Source organism: Erythrobacter sp. QSSC1-22B, assembly GCF_001678665.1.
Taxonomy (GTDB): domain Bacteria; phylum Pseudomonadota; class Alphaproteobacteria; order Sphingomonadales; family Sphingomonadaceae; genus Qipengyuania.
Genome location: NZ_LZRP01000004.1, coordinates 1 through 18,365, shown reverse-complemented (window position 1 = coordinate 18,365; position 18,365 = coordinate 1). Strand labels below are relative to the sequence as shown.

Sequence of the window (18,365 nt, the reverse complement as noted above, 5' to 3'; positions counted from 1 at the left end):
GCTACGCGGTCACTCGGCGGCGCGCAAGGCTTCCGCGACCGTCTCGTGATAGCGCGCGATCCCGCCTTCGAGCGAACCGAGCGTCAATTCGGGCACCGCGCCGGTCTCCAGCCCCTGCTGCCCGAGCTCGGCAGCGCGGAAATCCTCGCCTGCGAACACCCCGCCGTCGAGCAGCGCCCAGCTGCGCTCCCAATGGTCGCGGGCCTTGTCGCCAAGTTTTCCGGGGGCAGGCTCCTCGGGGATAAGCATGAAATCCTCGACCAGCGTTAGGTCATGCGCCTGCGGCATCATCACCATTATGTTGAGATAGTCGGGGCTGGGGATGATCAGAGCACCGGGCACCAGCTGATAGGCGAAGGTCACCACCCGGCGCAGCGCGGCCATGTCGGTGAGGTCGACACGGTCCATCTCCTCGAGCCGACCGACTGCTGCCCGATGATGCGGGCCGATCAGATCGCCCGAGGTGACGCCGTCCTTAAAGTACGGGCCGATGGTTGCGGCGTGGAGGCGGGTGACGTGATAGCTCTCGAGGAAGGCGTCCATGATGAGCTTCCAGTTCGCCTTGACCGAGTGGGTCCTGCGCCGGAACAGCACGTGATCCGCGGTGCCGAAAGCATCCATATCCTCGCCGATTTGGCGAACGTGGCTGAAGTCCGCGCCCTCGACCGGGGCGAACCAGATCAGTCCGCCACTCTCGCAGCTCGGCAGCTCGACCAGCCCGTGCGAATCCTTGTCGAGCCCGGGAAAGGTGTCGGGGCGAGGGAGGGCGAGCAGGCGGCCATCCACCGAATAGGTCCATGCGTGATAGGGGCAGACGAGCTTTTTGGCGCAGCGCACTGCGTCGCCCTCGACCAGCCTTGTGCCGCGATGGCGGCAGACGTTCAGGAAGACGTGCACCGCACCCTGCGCGTCGCGGGTGATCAGCAACGGGCGCCCGGTGGCATCGTGCGGCAGCGCCATGCCCGGGTCGGGCAGCAGCGCGCTGGGGCACAGAATCTGCGGCATCCGCTCGTAGAGCGCGGCCTTCTCGCGCGCGAAATGCGCCGGATCGGTGTAGACGCTCGCGGGCACGCGCGTTACCGGCTGCTCCGGCGCCCTGCCGCCAGCGGCAACTTCGCGTGCCAGCGCGAGTTGGCCTTCGGTGGGACGGTGGTGGGGGGCTAGCGTGCTGGGAACGCCCATGCGTTCTGTTCCTTTTCCTGCAATCCACCTAGTGTCGCAAAAAATTCAATAAATCGAAAGGACCCAGACGAATGGCCGAAGCTGCCGAACCAGTGAAGCCTTCGAGCTGGAGCGTCCTGAAACTTGCTCTGAGGAACCGCAAGACGGGTTATATGGCGCTGTTCGGCTTCGCCAGCGGCCTGCCTTTCGCGCTGTTCCTCGGCACGCTCTACGCCTGGCTGAGCGAGGCCGAGGTCGATCTGGAGACAATGGGTGTCTTTTCGTTGATCGGTCTGGCTTACGCCTTCCAGTTCCTGTGGTCGCCGCTGGTCGACCGGCTCGACATTCCCGGCCTGCGCCGCCTCGGCAAGCGCAAGCAGTGGATCGCACCGATGCAATTGCTGCTCGGGATCATCCTCGTCACGCTGTCGCTGCTTGACCCCAAAAGCCAGCTCGGCTGGTTCAGCCTCCTGGCCGGGATCGGCGCCTTCGCCAGTGCGACGCAGGATATTGTCATCAATGCCTGGCGCATCGATATCGCGGATGACGAGGCGACGATCGACATCCTTTCCACCGTTACGCAGATGGGCTTTCGCCTAGCCGCGCTGGTGGGCGGGGCGCTGGGGCTGATCATCGCGGAGCGGATTGGCTGGCCACAGACTTATGTCATCATGGGGATCGTCATGCTCGGGATCGGTGTCGCCGGTCTGTTCGCCCCAGACGCCGATGTCGACAAGGCGGCGGCGACGCTGATGAACGAGGAAAAGACTGCCGAGCTGTACGAAATCGGCGAGATCGAGCCACGGGTGCGCAATTGGGCGTTGCTTGCAGTCGGACTGTTATGGGGCTGGGCGATCGTCACGGTGCTGATCTTCATGGTCCGCTCGCTCACCGCGCTGCCCGAAGACCGGCCCGACCCGACCCTGTTCACTGCGACCTACGGACCACTGATTATCGCCGCTACGATCATCGTCCCCGCCTTCATCGCCGCCTGGCTGGTCAAGCTCAACCGCGATGGGAAGCACGTTATCCAGGAAGGACGCGTTGCCAAGAAATCGGACGGGTTGGTCCTCGACCAGCTCTATCGCGCCTTGCTGCTGCCTCTGGTCGAATTCGTCGGCCGGATGGGCTGGTCGCTGGTGCTCGTGTTCGCGCTGGTGCTCACCTATCGCATCACCGATGCCATCTGGGGCACCTTCGCCTACCCGTTCTACTTGGGTGAGCTGGAATACACGCTCGACGAGGTTGCGGTGGCGTCGAAATTCTTCGGTGTCGGCGCGATCCTGCTTGGGCTGGCGCTGGGCGGCTGGATGATTACCGCGTTCGGTCGGATGTTCACGCTGACGCTGGGCGCATTCCTCGCTGCGGCCACGAACCTGCTCTATGCCGATTTGGCGCTGGGCGGTGCGAACATGCAGGCGGTCAGCGATTTCACCGGCTTCACCTGGGCGGTGATGCAGTTCCCCGGCGGGAGCGAGCGGCTGGCGCGGCTGATGATCACTATCGGCGGCGAAAACCTGGCGATCGGTATCGCGGGCGCGGCGTATATTGCCTGGCTCTCGTCGATTGTCGCCAAGGGCTATTCGGCGGTGCAATATGCGCTGCTCGCTTCGCTCACGCTGCTGGTCGGCACGCTGGGGCGCGGTGCACTTGGCCAGATGATCGAGGAGCGCGGCTATTACGACGTCTTCATCTTCACCATGCTGATCGGCATGGTGGCGGTGGTGCTGTGTATCCTCGAATGGATCCGCGAGAACCGCGCCGGGCGGGCCTCGGGCGTCGTGGCGCCGGACATCGCGGGCAAGGTGGCGACGGGCGCCTAGTCGGGCAGCGTTCCGTTGAGCCGCAGCACTTCGCCGGCGAGATAGAGCGAGCCCGAGACCAGCACCGGCAGGCCGTCGTCCGGCAGGGCGGCGAGGGCGGCGGGTATGTCCGCTGCCGGTCGCGCCTCGGGCCCGAACGCACTCGCGGGATGGCAGTCGTGGCCCGGTACGGGAACCACGGTCAGGCTGGCAATCGATCCCGCCAGCGGCCCGGTGAGCGCGCGCGGGTCCTTGGCATCTAGCATCCCGACGATCAGGTGCAGCCGTTCGCCCGCGAAATGCCGCCCCAGCGCTTCGCCCGCGCTGGGGTTGTGGCCGCCATCGAGCCAGATCGGTCGATCCCCGGCTGCCGATCCGCGCAAGGTGCCGGGCGCAAGGCGCTGCAACCGCGCCGGCCAGTTGGCGGTGCGAATCCCCTCGGCCATGGCATCGCGCGACACGGTGACGAAATCCTGATGGCGTAGCATCGCCACCGCCAGCGCGGCGTTCTCGGCCTGATGCGGGCCGGGAAGCGTCGGCAGCGGCAGGACCAGTTCGCCGTCGCGGTCGGCATAGTGCAGGCCGATGCCGGTGGTGCTGGAATGCCAGTCGCGGCCACGCATCGCTAGCGGCGAACCGGCAGCCATTGCCGCGCGTTCGATCTCGGCTTGCGCCTCGGGCGGATAGGACAGGGTCACCAGCGAGCCCCCCGGCTTGACGATCCCTGCCTTCTCGAAAGCGATGCGGGCGAGCGGGATCTGCGGCACGCCGGCCTCGGGGGCGAGCAGGAAGCGTTCGTGATCGATACCCAGCGCTGCGATCCCGCTAACGAAAGGGTTTTCGATCACATTGGTCGCATCGAACCGCCCGCCGAGACCCACCTCGATTATGCAGACATCCGCCGGAACCCGCGCGAATTCCATGAAAGCGGCGGCAATGGTGACCTCGAAAAAGCTGGGCCCCAGATCGCGCCCGGCATCGAGCACCTCTTCGAGCAGCGCGGCCAGCCGTTCGTCCGAGATCAGCGACCCGGCCACCCGGATGCGTTCGTTGTAGCGCACCAGATGCGGGCTGGTGGTCATGTGGACGCGCTGGCCGTCGGCCTCGAGCATGGCGCGCAGGAAGGCGCAGGTGCTGCCCTTGCCATTGGTCCCGGCGACATGGAGCACCGGCGGCAGGCGCTTGTGCGGATCGCCCAGCCTCGCGAGCAGGGCGCGAATCGTCTCGAGCCCGAGCCGCCCGTCGGGCACGCTGAGCGCCGCCAACCGATCGAGCTGTGCCTGGACGGCGGGGTCGGCGGAGGTGGCGAAGTCCTTCACGACCTCATCTCGCGGAGGTGCCGGTTACGCTGCAACCTTGGGCTGCAGATAGTCGAGCACCGTCGCCAGCATGTCTTTGAGATCATGGCGGTCGACGACCATGTCGACCATGCCGTGCTTGTGGAGATATTCGGCGCGCTGAAAACCTTCGGGGAGTTGCTCGCGGATCGTGTCCTGGATCACCCGCTGGCCGGCGAAGCCAATCAGCGCGCCCGGCTCGGCGATCTGAATGTCGCCCAGCATCGCGTAGCTCGCGGTGACGCCGCCGGTGGTGGGGTCGGTCAGCACGACGATATAGGGAAGGCCCGCTTCCTTGAGCCGGCGGGTCATCACGGTGGCCTTGGGCATCTGCATTAGGCTGAGAATGCCCTCCTGCATCCGCGCGCCGCCCGCTGCGGTGACGACGATATAGGGGCAGCGCCGGGTCATTGCGCGCTCGGCGCCCTGGCAAAAGGCGGTGCCCACCGCCATGCCCATGCTGCCGCCCATGAACCCGAAATCCTGCACCCCGACCACCGCCGGGCGCTCCTCGATCGTGCCGGAACCCACGGTGAAGGCATCGCGATGCGGGTTCTTGGCACGCGCCTGCTTGAGGCGGTCGGTGTATTTCTTGGTGTCGCGAAACTTGAGCGGATCCTCGCGGACCTCGGGCTGGGGCAGGACATCGAAGCCGGCGTCGAGCAATTGCCGCAGCCGCTCGTCGGCGCCGATCCGGCCATGGTGCTCGCAGCGCGGGCAGACCGAGAGGTTCTCGGCATATTCCTGCGCGAAGACCATCTGCTGACATCCCGGGCATTTGACCCAGAGATCCTTGTCGGTCTCGCGCTTGGGGAGGAAGGCGAGCGAATTGCGGACGCGGTTGAACCAGTTCATGGCGCAAGCCTATAGAGCGCTCACCCGAAACCGCCAAGACTGGTCGTTGCTAACCCCGTTCGTCATTGCGAGGAGCGAGGCGACGCGGCAATCCATGGAGCGCCCTCGCGACTCTCGCGACATTGGCAATGCCGGCCCATGGATTGCCGCGCGTTCTGACGGACGCTCGCAATGACGTGGTTTCAGCGCGCGGTGTGAACCGCCTCGGCAAGTGCGGCGGTGAGCGCGCGCAGGTGCTGCGGCGCATCGCCACAATGCTCGCCGACCAGTTCGACCAGCGCCGAGCCGACCACCACTCCATCGGCCACTTTCGCGATCGCTTCGGCCTGCTCGGGTGTGCGGACGCCGAAGCCGACCGCCACGGGCAAATCGGTCGCCGATTTGAGCCGCGCTACCGCTTCTTCGATCGAGCCTTGCGCGGCCTGCTGCTGGCCGGTGATCCCGGCGACCGAGACGTAGTAGAGAAAGCCTTCCGAGCCTTCGAGCACCCGCGGCAGGCGCGCGGCATCGGTGGTCGGGGTAGCGAGGCGGATCGGGGCGACGCCCTTGGCGCGCAATTGCGGGCCGAGCGCGTCGTCTTCCTCGGGCGGGATGTCGACGCAGATCACCCCGTCGACGCCCGCGGCGGCGCACTGGTCGGCGAACCAGTCCGGCCCGCGCCGCACCATCGGGTTGGCATAACCCATCAGCACCAGCGGCACGACCGGATGACGCGCGCGAAACGCGGCGGCGATGGCGAAAACATCGGCGGTGGTCGTCCCCGCTCCGAGCGAGCGGATGTTCGCCGCCTGGATCGCGGGGCCATCGGCCATCGGATCGGTGAAGGGCATGCCCAGCTCGATCACATCGGCGCCGCCCGCGACCAACGCGTCGAGATTGGCTGCGGTGTCGCCATCGCCCGCGGTGACGAAGCAGACGAGCGCGGGGCGGGGAGCGGAGAAAGCGGTGGAGAGACGGTCAGTCATCGAAGGGGCACGCACTCAAGTTCGAGTTTGCTTCAATCCAGCTTGTAGGGGTGCGGGACGGAGCGGCGCCGGTCCTTTGATTCCCGCGTCGCCCTGCGGGCTCCTCGCAATGACGAGAGATGAAGGAGAACACTAGATTTCCACTCCCAGCTTCTCGGCCACGGTGAAGATGTCCTTGTCCCCGCGCCCGCACAGGTTGGCGAGAATGATCGCGTCGCGGTCCATCTCCTTGGCGCGCTTCTGCACTGCGGCGATGGCGTGGGCGGGTTCCAGTGCGGGGATGATCCCCTCGGTGCGGCACAGCAGCTGGAATGCCTCCAGCGCCTCGTCATCGATGACGGCGGTGTATTCGACACGACCCGATTCCTTCAGCCAGGCGTGCTCGGGGCCGATGCCGGGATAATCCAGCCCGGCGCTGATCGAGTGGCCCTCGGTGATCTGGCCGTCCTCGTCCTGCAGCAGATAGGTCTTGTTGCCATGCAGCACGCCCGGGAAACCGCCGAGCAGGCTGGCAGCGTGTTCGTCGCCGTCGAGGCCATGCCCCGCTGCCTCGACACCGAGCATTTTCACCTCCGGATCGTCGAGGAAGGGATGGAACAGGCCGAGCGCGTTGGAGCCACCGCCGATGCAGGCCACCAGCAGATCGGGCAGCCGGCCGACGCGGTCCTGCATCTGCTGGCGCGCTTCCTTGCCGATCACGCTCTGGAAATCGCGGACCATCTCGGGATAGGGGTGGGGGCCCGCCGCGGTGCCGATGATGTAGAAGGTGTCGTGGACATTCGCGACCCAGTCGCGCAGCCCTTCGTTCATGGCGTCCTTGAGCGTGCCGCGCCCGCTGGTGACGGGCACGATCTCCGCGCCGAGCAGCTTCATGCGGAACACATTGGGCTGCTGCCGCCGGATATCCTCCGCGCCCATGTAGATCACGCACGGCAGGCCGAAGCGCGCGCAGACGGTGGCGGTGGCGACGCCGTGCTGGCCGGCGCCGGTCTCGGCGATGATGCGGGTCTTGCCCATCCGGATCGCAAGCAGGATCTGGCCGATGCAATTGTTGATCTTGTGCGCGCCGGTGTGATTGAGCTCATCGCGCTTGAACCATACTTGCGCGCCGCCGAGCGCTTCGGTCAGCCGTTCGGCGAAGTAGAGCGGGCTGGGGCGGCCGACATAATGCTCGAGCAGATCGTCGAATTGCGCCTTGAACGCCGGGTCGGCCTGCGCGGCGCGATATGCGCGCTCCAGCTCGAGCACCAGCGGCATGAGCGTTTCGGCGACATAGCGTCCGCCGTAATCGCCGAAATGGCCGCGTTCGTCAGGTTGTGTGCGGAAGGAATTGGGCTTGCTGTCCATGGGGCTCCCTTGCCGGTAGTGCCGGGCGAAGTCGAGACAGCTTGCGTTTGCACCCGCGCATTTCGGCTTCATACCCAGCGCCCGCTACCCGTCACCTGACGAGATCATGCGGCCTTCACGGCCTCGCAGAAGGCGCGGATCAGATCGACGCTTTTCTCGCCCGGGGCGGTTTCCAGCCCGCTCGAGGCATCGACCAGCGGGGCACCGGTGATGGCGATCGCCTCGCCGACATTCTCCGGGGTCAGCCCGCCAGCCAGCGCCCAGGGCATGAATGGCTCCCAACCCTGCAAAAGGTCCCACTGGAACGAGACCCCATTGCCACCGGGCAGCGATTTTGCGGGCGCATCGAACAGCAGCAGGTCGCTGGAATCCGCGAACTGCCGTGCGCGTTCAAGCGTCGCGGCCTCGCGCAGACCGACGGCGCGCCAGGTCTCGGTCTCGATGGTCTTGCGCACCAGCGCCATCCATTCGGGCGTCTCGGAGCCGTGGAACTGGATGACATCGGGCCGCAACGCCTCGTAGCACCGCGCGAGATATTGCGGTTGCATCGCCACGGTCACCAGCACCAGCTTGACGCCCTTGGGCACCCGCCGACGCAGCTTGGCGGCGTCTTCGAGCGCGACGTGGCGCGGGCTCTTTTCGTAATGAACCAGCCCGACATGGGTGGCGCCCGCGTCAATGGCGGCGTCCATCGTCTCGGGCGTCGAAAGCCCGCAAATCTTGATCTGCGTCGTCATGGAAATCCTACAATGTCGCTTCGATATCTCGTGCGGCCTCGAGCGGGTCGTCCGCGCGGCTGATCGGGCGACCGATCACCAGCACGCTCGCCCCGTCGTCGCGCGCCTGGCGGGGGGTGACGACGCGCTTCTGGTCGCCCGCCGCGCCGCCTGCTGGACGCAGGCCGGGGACGACGAGGAAACCATCCTTCCAGTCGCGGTGCACGGCCGCAACCTCGCGCCCGGAACAGACGATGCCGTCGAGCCCGGCTTCGCGCGCCAGATCGGCGAGCCGCATGACATGATCGTGCGGCGAACCTGCAACTCCAATGCGATCCAGATCGCGTTCGTCGAGGCTGGTGAGCATGGTCACCGCCACCACTTTGCAATGTTCGCCCGCGGCGGCCTTGGCGTCCTCCATCATCGCCTGCCCACCACTGGCGTGGACGGTGACGATGGCCGGTTCGAGCACGGCTATCGCCTGCATCGCCCGCGCGGCGGTGTTGGGAATGTCGTGCAGTTTGAGATCGAGAAAGATCGGTAGCCCGAGATGCGCGATGTCGAGCACGCCATGGTGACCGTGGGCGTAGAAGAACTCCATCCCCAGTTTCACCCCGCCGATATGCGGCTTGGCGCGCTCGGCGAGCGCATGCGCTTCCTTCAGACGAGGTTCGTCGAGGGCAAGATAGACCGGATTGCTCATGCGTTCGGCGTGGATGGCGTGGGGGTGACAGGGCCGGGCGAGGAAGGTGCTGTCGGCGCAGGGGTCAGCGGATCGGCCGGTTCGGGCTTGGGCCGGGCCGGTGCCGGAGTTGCGGCGGGCGCGACCGCATCGGGCTGCGTCGGCGCGCGCGACCGGCTGCCGACCCGCGCAACCGATTCCAGCGCCGCGATGCGCCGCTCCAGCCGCCACTTCGTGCCGCGATGGATCAGCCACATCGGCACCAGTCCGAGCAGGAATGCGGTGATCGCCAACGCCGGAATCTTGGTTTCGAGGACGGTGTTGGTCCAGATCGTCACTTCGACCGGCCGCCAGTTGAAGGCCGTGAAGACGAGCAGCATGACCAGGATCAGCACCCAGACGAGCGTGCGGATGATCTGCATGGTCTCGTAGTCCTTCCTCGTTCTCTAAGCCCGATGCTAGGCCCCGGCGGCGATTGCGTAAAGCCGCAAGCTCAGCCCTGCGGTTCCTGATCGAACACCCGCGCGAACAGCGTATCGACATGTTTGAAATGATAGCCGAGGTCGAATTTCTCCTCGAGCTCGCCTTCGGGCAGCGCATCGGTCACCTCGGCATCCTGCTTGAGCAGCTCGAGCAATTGCAGCCGGCCGTCCGAATCCCACACCTTCATCGCATTGCGCTGGACGATGGCATAGGCATTCTCGCGGCTCACCCCGGCCTGGGTCAGCGCCAGCAGCACGCGCTGCGAATGGACCAGCCCGCCCATGCGATCCATGTTGGTCTGCATCCGCTCGGGGTAGATCAGCAGTTTCTCGATCACCCCGGTCAGCCGCGCGAGCGCGAAATCGAGCGTGACGGTGGCATCGGGCGCGATGAAGCGCTCGACCGAGGAATGCGAAATGTCCCGCTCGTGCCACAGCGCCACGTTTTCCAGCGCGGGCAGGGCATAGGCGCGGATCATGCGCGCCTGCCCGGTGAGGTTCTCGGTCAGGATCGGATTGCGCTTGTGCGGCATCGCGCTCGAACCCTTCTGTCCCGGCGAGAAATACTCCTCGGCTTCCAGCACTTCGGTGCGCTGGAGGTGGCGGATCTCGACCGCCATCCGCTCGATCGATCCGGCAATCACCGCCAGCGTGGCGAAATACATCGCATGCCGATCGCGCGGGATGACCTGCGTGGAGATGGTTTCCGGAACCAGCCCGAGCTGCTCCGCGACATAGGCTTCAACCGCGGGATCGACATTGGCGAAGGTGCCGACCGCGCCCGAGATCGCGCAGGTGGCGATTTCGGCGCGCGCGTCCCACAGCCGGGCGCGGCAGCGCTCGAACTCGGCATAGGCCTGCGCCAGCTTGAGCCCGAAGGTCACCGGCTCGGCATGGATGCCGTGGCTGCGCCCGATGGTGGGGGTGTATTTGTGCTCCATCGCCCGGGCGCGCAGTGCGGCGAGCAACCCGTCCATATCCTCGAGCAGGAGATCGGTCGCGCGCGCCAATTGCACCGCCAGCGTGGTGTCGAGTACATCGGAGCTGGTCATGCCCTGGTGCATGAACCGCGCCCAGTCTTCGCCCGAATGTGCTGCCACCTGTTCGGAAACCCAGGTCAGGAAGGCGATGACATCGTGCTTGGTGACCGCCTCGATCGCGTCGATCGCGTCGACGTCGATCGTGGGATCGGTGGCCCACCAGGCCCACAGCGCCTCGCCCGCTTCCACCGGCACCACGCCGAGCTCACCCAGCTTCTGCGTCGCATGCGCCTCGATCTCAAACCAGATCCGGTACCGGGCCTCCGGTTCCCAGATGGCGGTCATGGCAGGGCGGGCGTAGCGGGGGACCATCGGAAACTCCGGTTGAAGGAATGCAGCGCGGCTAGAAGTCCGCTGGCGGGTTGGCAAGTCGGGCGCCTTCGTTCGGCGATTGATATTTGCGAATTGGAGAGGCAATGTCGCACGATGCCGGGATGGGACACCCGGTCAGGGGAAAACAATGCATTTCAACAGGGTTGCCGCCGCGCTTGCCACGTCTTGCGCCGCTCTTGCGGTCTGTCCGGCCTACGCCGGGGAGGTCCCGCTCTACGATGCGCCGCCGTCTTGGGTCGAGGTCGCCGAGCTCGACGAATTGCGCGACAGCCGCGGTCCGCTGCTGCTGGCCGAAAAGCAGGTGCGTCTGGAGGAGGGGCGCTTGTGGGTCTATTCCGACTTCGCGATCCGGCTCGATTCGCCAGAAGCGCTGACCCAGATGGGGACGCTGCAAACAGGCTGGCTGCCCGACAAGGGCGACCTGACCGTGCATCGCGTCGAATTGCTCCGGGGCGACGAGGTTATCGACGTGTTGGCGCAGGGCAGCCGTTTCGAGGTTCTGCGCCGCGAATCGCGTCTCGAACAGCGCGAACTCAACGGCATGCTGACCGCCACGATGCCTTTGTCGGGCGCGCAGATCGGCGATGTCCTGCGCCTCACGACCTCGACCACGGTGACCGACCAGGCGCTCGGGCGCGAATTGCAGTGGACCGACCAGCTGATGGCGGAGCCGATCCCCCTGGAGAGCGGACGGGTCATCGTGTCCTGGCCGGACGAGATGGACATCCAGTGGAAGATCCGCGGTGTCGAGCAGGCGATCGCGCCGCAAACCGACGCAGGCTATCGCGTAATCGATATCGCTCTGCCTTTGCCCAAGGCCCCGGAAACCCCGGACAGCGCCCCGTTCCGCTTTCTGCTGGGCCCGATGATCCAGGCCACGAGCTTTGCCGATTATGCGGCGGTGTCCGCCGTCATGGCACCGCATTATCGCACTGCCGGGGCGATCCCGCAGGGTGCGCCACTCGCCGATGAAGTCGCGAGGATTGCCGCTCAAACCGCCGATCCGCTCGAACGGGCCGCGATCGCGACGCGGCTGGTGCAGGATCAGATCAGCTACCTTGCGAACGGCATGGCGGGCGGCAATTATCTCCCGCAATCGCCGCAGGAAACCTGGGAGCTTCGCTACGGCGATTGCAAGGCCAAGACCTTTCTGCTCCTCGCGATGCTCCACGAACTCGGCATCGAGAGCGAGGCTGCGCTGGTCCGCAGCAGCGGCGGCGATGCGGTGCCCGACCTGTTGCCGATGGCCAGCAGCTTCGATCACATCATCGTGCGCGCCGAGATTGCCGGCAGGAATTACTGGCTCGATGGTACCAGAGCCGGAACGCGGCTGGCGAACATCGACGAGGTTCCTCGTTTCCATCATGCTCTCCCGGTTCGCGAGGGCGGGGCCGAACTTGTCGAACTGGACGAGCGCCCGCAATCTTTCCCCGACCAGACCGTGCGGCTGACGCTGGATCAGAGCGCAGGCGTGGCCGTGCCCGCGCTGTTCGAGGTCGAAATCGTCCGCAGCGGCTCGATGGGCGCGGCGCTGCGCTCGACCGCCGATCTCGATGAAGGCAAATTGCAGCGCGACGCGATCGAGAATGTCGTCGGTTCCGAATTGGGTCCGGTGCAGATGGTGGACTACTCGATTTCCTACGATGACGAGCCGGGGCTTGCCCGGATCACCGCCAAGGGGGTGATGACTTCGCCGTGGCAGGCGGAGCGCGGGATTTACGAATTCTCGCCCCCGGCGCAGGTGGCGGCCCAGCTCGATTTCAACGCGGCGCGCGGACGCGCAGAATGGCGCGACATCCCGATTCGCCTTAACGGCCCCTATTTCGGCAGGTCCGATCTGGAGGTTATCCTGCCAGAAGCGGGCGAAGGATTTACGCTCCGCAATGGCGATCGCATCGCGGCCGATATCGGCGGGGTCGAAGTTCGCTCGGATGTGGCTCTTTCCGGGCAATCTTTGACAATCAACCAGTCGCGCCGGTCCCACAGGGAAGAGCTGCCGGCATCCGAACTCACCGCAGTGAAGCGACAGCTGGCGCAGCATCTTCGCGCGCTGCCGATCGTCCGGGCGCCGGAAACCACCCGCCGCCCCTGGGATTACGCCGCCGACAGATCGGCGCTGGCGGCGCTGGAGCAAGCCTATGCCACGCTAATCGAGGATGCCGAGGATTTCGACAGTTCGGCACTGATCAATCGCGCATCGTTCCGGAGGGGCACCTTCGATCACGAGGGCAGCATCGCGGACTATGACGAGGCGATCGCCATGGATCCGACCACCGATCTCTATCTCGCGCGCGCCAGCGGCTATTTCATGCTGGGCGATTACGAGGCCGCTCTGGAAGACTACCGCATGGCCGAAGACACCGATCCGGACGGGAGCACCTATTCCTCGCAGATCGAGCTGCTCGGGCTGCTGGGCCGGGGCGAGGAAGCCCGGACGCTGGCCGAGGATTACGCCGATTTCGCGCAGGCACCGCATCACGCCGATGAAATTCTGGGGGTCGCGCTGGGCTGGGCCGGAGACGCCGCCGAAGGCACCGAGCTGATTCACACGGCGCTCGCCGCCCGGCCCGGCGATGGCAATCTGCTCAACACGCTGTGTTGGGAGAGCGGCAAATGGAACCTCGTGACCGGGGAAGTTCTCGAGACCTGCGTCGCGGCGGTCGAGAAATCCGATTATTCGCCATCCGCGCTCGATAGCCGCGCCCTGGCGCAATATCGTCTCGGCAATTACGAAGCCGCGCTGGCCGATGCCAACGCGGCGCTGGGCGAATATCGCCAGATGCCCGACACCCGCTTTCTCAAGGGGCTGATCCTGATCGCGATGGGTGACCGGCAGGCGGGGCAGGCCTCGATCGCCGAGGCCAAGGTCATGAAGCCGAGCGTCGAGCGGCAATATGCGGTGTGGGGTCTGACACCCTAGATCAGGTCCCTAGATCAGGCCCTTCGCGCGCAGCGACACATGGCTGTTGGCACCGACGATGACATGGTCGTGGACGGTGATGTCGAGATGGCGTCCGGCCTCGGCGATACGATTGGTGATCTCGATGTCGGCGCGGCTGGGTTCGGGATTGCCGCTGGGATGGTTGTGGACCAGGATCAGCGCGGTTGCCCCGATGTCGAAGGCCTTGCGGATCACCTCGCGCGGGTGGATCGCGGCCTGATCGACCGAGCCCTCGCTGGCAAGATGATCGAGTACGAGGCGGTTCTGCGAATTGAGGAACAGCACCCGGACGCGCTCGTGGGAGAGGTGCGCCATGTCCAGCGCGAGGTAATCGAGCAGCGCCTGCCAGCTGCCCAGCACAGGCGCGTTCTGCACGCGCCCCCGAGCCATTCGCCGCGCCGCCAGCGAGACGCTCCACAACGCCGCTGCGCCGGCGTCGCCGACACCCTTGACCTGCTTGAGCGCCGCGGGCTCCGCGCTGAGAACCGCAGAGAGCGAGCCGAAATGCGCGATCAGCGCCTTGGCGGTCGGTTTGGTGTCGCCCTGGCGCACAGCGGCGAAGAGCAGGAACTCGAGCAATTCGTAATCGGCGAGCGCGTCCGGTCCACCGGCAAGCAACCGCTCGCGCAGACGCGCGCGATGGCCGCTACCGGGATGGGCCGTTTTTGTATCCGCCTCTTGCGGCAACCTTTTGCTCCGCTTGACGTTGATCCGCGTTGCATTGCCTTTCGTCGGTCATGCGCGCAAGGGCACGCGAATGGATGGGGTCGATACCCAAGTGACCGCAGAGGCGGACCAGCCTCGCGAATATCGGTCGCGTTGGCGCAAGAAACGTTGGCTGGGTCCGCTGGGCATCGTATTGGCGATGCTGCTGGCGGCGCTTGGCGCGTGGCTGATGCGCGAACGGATCGCGGGCGACATCATCGAGGACCAGCTCGCCCTCTACGATATCCCCGCTAGCTACGACATCGCGCAGATCGGTGCGCAGAGTCAGATCCTGACCAATGTCGTGCTCGGCGATCCCGCCCGGCCCGACTTCACCGCCGAGCGCGTGGAACTGCATCTGCGCCACCGCTTCGGCACCCCGACGATTGAACGCGTTATCCTCGTCAAGCCGCGCCTGTTCGGCGTGCTGCGTGGAACGACGCCGAGTTTCGGGACGCTCGATCCGCTGATTTTTGCAGAGACCGACGGCGAGCCGGGCCTGCCCGAACTGGATGTCGCGATTCGCGACGGTCGCGGCCTGCTTGAAAGCGCTTATGGCCCGATCGGCTTCAAGCTCGATGGCGAGGGGCGGATCGACGATGGGTTTTCGGGCATTTTTGCCGCCACCGCGCCTTCGCTCGATCTGCCCGACTGCGCGCTGCGCGGGGCGAGTGCCTATGGCTCGCTGACGACCAGCGCAGGCGAACCCCGTTTCGCCGGCCCGGTGCGGTTGGGTTCCGCCGATTGCGGCGGGATCACGCTGGCGCAATTCGCGGCGCGGGTTCGGGCAAAGGCCAGCCCCGACCTGGAGGATTTCAGCGGCCGGGCCTCAGTCCGGTCGAATCGGATCGCCGCCCAAACCATCGCCGCGAACGGTCTCGACGGGACTTTTCGGGCCAGCTGGCGCGACGGCGTCTTGGCCTCCAGCCACAGCCTTGCCCTGCGCGGCGTCAGCACGCCCCAGCTGTCGGGGGCTCTGCTTACGCTCGACGGGACCGCGCGTGCCGAATCGGCCCTCGAGAATGCATCCTGGCAGGGGGATGTCGAAGCCAATGGCTTGCGCCCCGGTAGACAGACTGAAGCGGCGCTGGCCGGACTGGCAGAGACCGGGGCGGGGACACTGGTCGAACCGATAGCCCGGCGGATCGCCGCAGCCTTGCGCAACGAAGCCCGCGGAAGCGCATTCACTTCCGACCTGACCGCACGCAAGCGGGGCGAGCGCTTGTCTGTCTTCATGTCGCAGGCGGAGTTGCGGGGGGGCAGAGGCCGACGGCTGGCTTCGTTCTCGCAAGTCGAAGCCAGTCGGACCGGGGAGGGTTCCGCACGATACTCGGGCAATTTCGCCATGAGCGGTTCGGGTCTGCCCAGCGTAAACGGTCGAATGGAAAGCGGCGCCGGGGGCGATTTGGTATTCCGCATGGCGATGGCACGCTACGAGGCGAGTGGATCGTCTCTGGCTATTCCCCGGCTCACGCTGGCGCAGGGCGCCGACGGGGCTTTCGGTTTCTCGGGCGAGGCTGTTCTGAGCGGCGCCTTGCCCGGCGGATCAGCGCGCGAGCTGCAATTGCCGCTGTCGGGTCGCTGGGCGCCCGGCGGATCGCTCGCGCTATGGCGCGAATGCACCGATATCCGCTTCGAGCAATTGCAGTTTTCCGGGCTCAGGCTGGACCGTCAATCGCTGACCCTGTGCCCGCCTCCGGGAAGCGCGATCGTCGAGAACGGACCGCGCGGCCTGCGGATCGCCGCGGGAGCGCCCCGGCTTTCCCTGACAGGGATGCTCGGTGGCACCCCGATCCGGCTGGCCACCGGGGCCGTCGGCTTCGCCTATCCCGGCGCTATGACCGCGCGCCAGATCGATGTGGTGCTCGGCCCGGAGGAGACCGCCACCCGTTTCGCTATTGCTGACCTCGATGCCCGCTTCGGCGACGCGATTGCAGGCAGCTTTGCCGACGCCGACGTGACGATCGAAGCGGTGCCGCTCGATATTCGCGGCACCAGGGGCAAATGGCGCTATGCCGATGGGCGGCTGGATATGACAGGAGGGAGCTTCACCCTGCTCGACCGCGCGGAGCCCGACCGGTTCGAGCCGCTCGAAGCGCGCGATGCGACGCTGTCGCTGGTCGACAATCTCATCACCGCCTTTGCCGAGTTGCGCCATCCGGGCAGCGACCGCGTGGTCACCGCTGCCGATATCCGCCACGATCTTTCGACCGGTCGCGGCGATGCGGATCTGGCCGTGGCCGGTCTGCAGTTCGACCGACAGCTGCAGCCCGACGATCTTTCGCGACTGGCGCTTGGCGTCGTCGCCAATGCAGATGGCATCATGGCCGGCAGCGGGAGGGTCGCATGGGGCGAAAACGGCGTGACCAGTTCGGGCGTATTCGCCACCAACGATTTCGATTTTGCCGCCGCCTTCGGCCCGGTCCGCGGGGCCAGCGGAACGATTGTCTTCACCGATCTCCTGAGCCTGACCACCGCTCCCAACCAAAGCATCAGGGTTGCTTCGGTCAACCCCGGCATCGAGGTTATCGATGGAACGTTCCAGTTCGAACTGCGCGACTGGACCATGCTCTCGGTCGAGGGCGGTAGCTGGCCTTTCATGGGCGGCGACCTGATCCTGCGCGAGGTCGATCTCAACTTCGGGATCAAGGAAGAGCGACGCTATGTTTTCGAGGTGGTCGGACTGAATGCGGGCGTTTTCGTCGACGGGATGGATATCGGCAATCTCGCCGCGACCGGCATTTTCGACGGGACGATCCCGATCGTCTTCGATGCGTCGGGCAATGGCCGCATCGACGACGGCGTGCTGATCTCGCGGCCGCCAGGGGGCAATATCTCCTATGTCGGAGAGCTGACCTACGAAGACCTTTCGCCGATGGCCAATTTTGCCTTCGATGCGCTGCGCAGCCTCGACTATTCGCAGATGCGCCTGTTGATGGACGGACCGCTGACGGGCGAGATCGTTACCCGGGTACGGTTCGACGGTGTCAGCCAGGGTGAGGGCACCAGCAACAATTTCATCACCAGGCGGCTGGCTCGCCTGCCGTTGCAGTTCCGGATCAACATCCGCGCGCAGTTCTACCAGCTGATCAATTCAATGAAATCGCTCTACGACCCCGCAGCCGTGCGCGACCCGCGAGGGCTTGGCCTCGTATCGGACGACGGCACCAGATTGCTGCGGCGCGAGATAACCGGCGAAGAGGCCGGACCGGAAATCGACCCGGGCGATCCTTTTGCGGCCGATCCGGGCGAACCCACCATTCAGGAGCAGGAAAGCGAGTGACCGCTATGACAGGGCAGCAATTGACGGGCCGCGCGCGGCTTGCGACACCCGGCACAATGCAGGGGATCGGGAACGAGCGTGGCCTGAAGGCGGGCAGGAACAGGATGGCGTTGCCGATCCTGGCTTCGCTCGCGCTGGCAGGATGCATCACGGTGAACGCGCCCGAGGAAGCGATCGTGATCGAGCTCAACGTGAACATCCGCCAGGAAGTGATCTACCGGCTCGCCGCGGATGCGGGCAACACGATCGAGGAAAACGCGGATATCTTCTGATGCCGCAGTAGGGGTAACATGATGAACAGACTTACCAAAACGGCCCTCGGGCTTGCTGCAGCGGCGCTCGCGGTCGGCGGAATTGCCGCGCCTGCCTTTGCGCAGCGCGATCCGGCCTACGACAGCGCGCGCTCTGCGGGTCAGATCGGCGAAAAGATGGACGGCTATCTGGGCATCGTTGTGGCGGAGTCCGAATCCCTGCGTCGGATCGTCAACAGCATCAACATCAAGCGGCGGGCGGTCTATTCGGACAAGGCGCAGGCAGCCAATGCCACGCTCGAGGAATACGCCTTTGCTGCCGGATGCCAGGCGATCCTCAAGACGTCGCCGGGTGAAAAATACCAGGCGCCCGATGGCAGTTGGCAGACCCGTGGCAGTGGTGCGCCGTTGCGCGATCCGCGCTGCCCTTGAGCAACATAGCGCACATTCCCGCAGCGATACGAC

15 protein-coding genes are annotated in these 18,365 nt (G+C 65.8%); 5 read left to right on the top strand and 10 right to left on the bottom strand.

The genetic code is table 11. The annotated features are described in order from the left end of the window. Positions 1 to 9 precede the first annotated feature (9 nt). Positions 10 to 1,182: an aromatic ring-hydroxylating dioxygenase subunit alpha gene (locus A9995_RS07790; RefSeq protein WP_067611103.1), complete on the bottom strand. Its 1,173-nt coding sequence runs from the start codon at positions 1,180 to 1,182 to the stop codon at positions 10 to 12. A gap of 71 nt (positions 1,183 to 1,253) precedes the next feature. Between A9995_RS07790 and A9995_RS07785 the strand changes: the two genes are divergently transcribed. Continuing rightward, on the top strand, positions 1,254 to 2,984 hold the full coding sequence (locus A9995_RS07785; RefSeq protein WP_067611100.1) for an MFS transporter: 1,731 nt from the start codon (positions 1,254 to 1,256) through the stop codon (positions 2,982 to 2,984). Here the strand turns inward: A9995_RS07785 and A9995_RS07780 are convergent. From A9995_RS07780 to purB, 8 genes are all read right to left on the bottom strand, one after another. Next, positions 2,981 to 4,282, bottom strand: a complete 1,302-nt coding sequence (locus A9995_RS07780) for a folylpolyglutamate synthase/dihydrofolate synthase family protein (RefSeq protein ID WP_067611097.1) — start codon at positions 4,280 to 4,282, stop codon at positions 2,981 to 2,983. The genes A9995_RS07785 and A9995_RS07780 overlap by 4 nt on opposite strands. Before the next feature lie 24 nt (positions 4,283 to 4,306). After that, the gene (gene accD / locus A9995_RS07775; protein ID WP_067611094.1) at positions 4,307 to 5,155 is read right to left on the bottom strand and encodes an acetyl-CoA carboxylase, carboxyltransferase subunit beta; all 849 of its coding nucleotides are present in this window, start codon (positions 5,153 to 5,155) and stop codon (positions 4,307 to 4,309) included. 182 nt (positions 5,156 to 5,337) lie between these two features. Further along, entirely contained in the window at positions 5,338 to 6,120 is a 783-nt protein-coding gene (gene trpA, locus A9995_RS07770; RefSeq protein ID WP_067611092.1) for a tryptophan synthase subunit alpha, read from the bottom strand. A gap of 132 nt (positions 6,121 to 6,252) precedes the next feature. Next, positions 6,253 to 7,467 (bottom strand): tryptophan synthase subunit beta, encoded by a 1,215-nt coding sequence (trpB, locus tag A9995_RS07765; RefSeq protein ID WP_067611089.1) that lies wholly within the window; start codon positions 7,465 to 7,467, stop codon positions 6,253 to 6,255. A 104-nt stretch (positions 7,468 to 7,571) separates the two neighbouring features. After that, on the bottom strand, positions 7,572 to 8,204 hold the full coding sequence (locus tag A9995_RS07760) for a phosphoribosylanthranilate isomerase (protein ID WP_067611086.1): 633 nt from the start codon (positions 8,202 to 8,204) through the stop codon (positions 7,572 to 7,574). 7 nt (positions 8,205 to 8,211) lie between these two features. After that, entirely contained in the window at positions 8,212 to 8,886 is a 675-nt protein-coding gene (pyrF, locus tag A9995_RS07755) for an orotidine-5'-phosphate decarboxylase (protein ID WP_067611083.1), read from the bottom strand. Further along, positions 8,883 to 9,287 carry a hypothetical protein gene (locus tag A9995_RS07750; RefSeq protein WP_067611080.1) on the bottom strand — a complete coding sequence of 135 codons (405 nt, stop codon included), beginning with the start codon at positions 9,285 to 9,287 and terminating at the stop codon, positions 8,883 to 8,885. The genes pyrF and A9995_RS07750 overlap by 4 nt, the downstream gene beginning before the upstream one ends. A 71-nt stretch (positions 9,288 to 9,358) precedes the next feature. Next, on the bottom strand, positions 9,359 to 10,699 hold the full coding sequence (gene purB, locus A9995_RS07745) for an adenylosuccinate lyase (RefSeq protein WP_067611077.1): 1,341 nt from the start codon (positions 10,697 to 10,699) through the stop codon (positions 9,359 to 9,361). Positions 10,700 to 10,847: 148 nt separating this feature from the next. On the opposite strand from purB, the gene A9995_RS07740 reads away from it, so the two are divergent. Beyond that, entirely contained in the window at positions 10,848 to 13,640 is a 2,793-nt protein-coding gene (locus A9995_RS07740; RefSeq protein WP_067611074.1) for a DUF3857 domain-containing protein, read from the top strand. Positions 13,641 to 13,649: 9 nt separating this feature from the next. Here the strand turns inward: A9995_RS07740 and radC are convergent, their stop codons facing one another. Further along, positions 13,650 to 14,348 carry a DNA repair protein RadC gene (radC, locus tag A9995_RS07735; protein WP_067611071.1) on the bottom strand — a complete coding sequence of 233 codons (699 nt, stop codon included), beginning with the start codon at positions 14,346 to 14,348 and terminating at the stop codon, positions 13,650 to 13,652. 70 nt (positions 14,349 to 14,418) lie between these two features. Here radC and A9995_RS07730 point away from each other — a divergent pair, with 70 nt between their 5' ends. From A9995_RS07730 to A9995_RS07720, 3 genes are read left to right on the top strand one after another with little or no spacing between them, the layout of a single operon-like run. Beyond that, positions 14,419 to 17,649 carry a YdbH domain-containing protein gene (locus A9995_RS07730; RefSeq protein ID WP_067611069.1) on the top strand — a complete coding sequence of 1,077 codons (3,231 nt, stop codon included), beginning with the start codon at positions 14,419 to 14,421 and terminating at the stop codon, positions 17,647 to 17,649. Positions 17,650 to 17,654: 5 nt separating this feature from the next. Continuing rightward, positions 17,655 to 17,921 (top strand): YnbE family lipoprotein, encoded by a 267-nt coding sequence (locus A9995_RS07725; RefSeq protein ID WP_233998146.1) that lies wholly within the window; start codon positions 17,655 to 17,657, stop codon positions 17,919 to 17,921. A 21-nt stretch (positions 17,922 to 17,942) separates the two neighbouring features. Further along, positions 17,943 to 18,332 (top strand): YdbL family protein, encoded by a 390-nt coding sequence (locus A9995_RS07720; protein WP_199797233.1) that lies wholly within the window; start codon positions 17,943 to 17,945, stop codon positions 18,330 to 18,332. Positions 18,333 to 18,365: the final 33 nt, after the last annotated feature.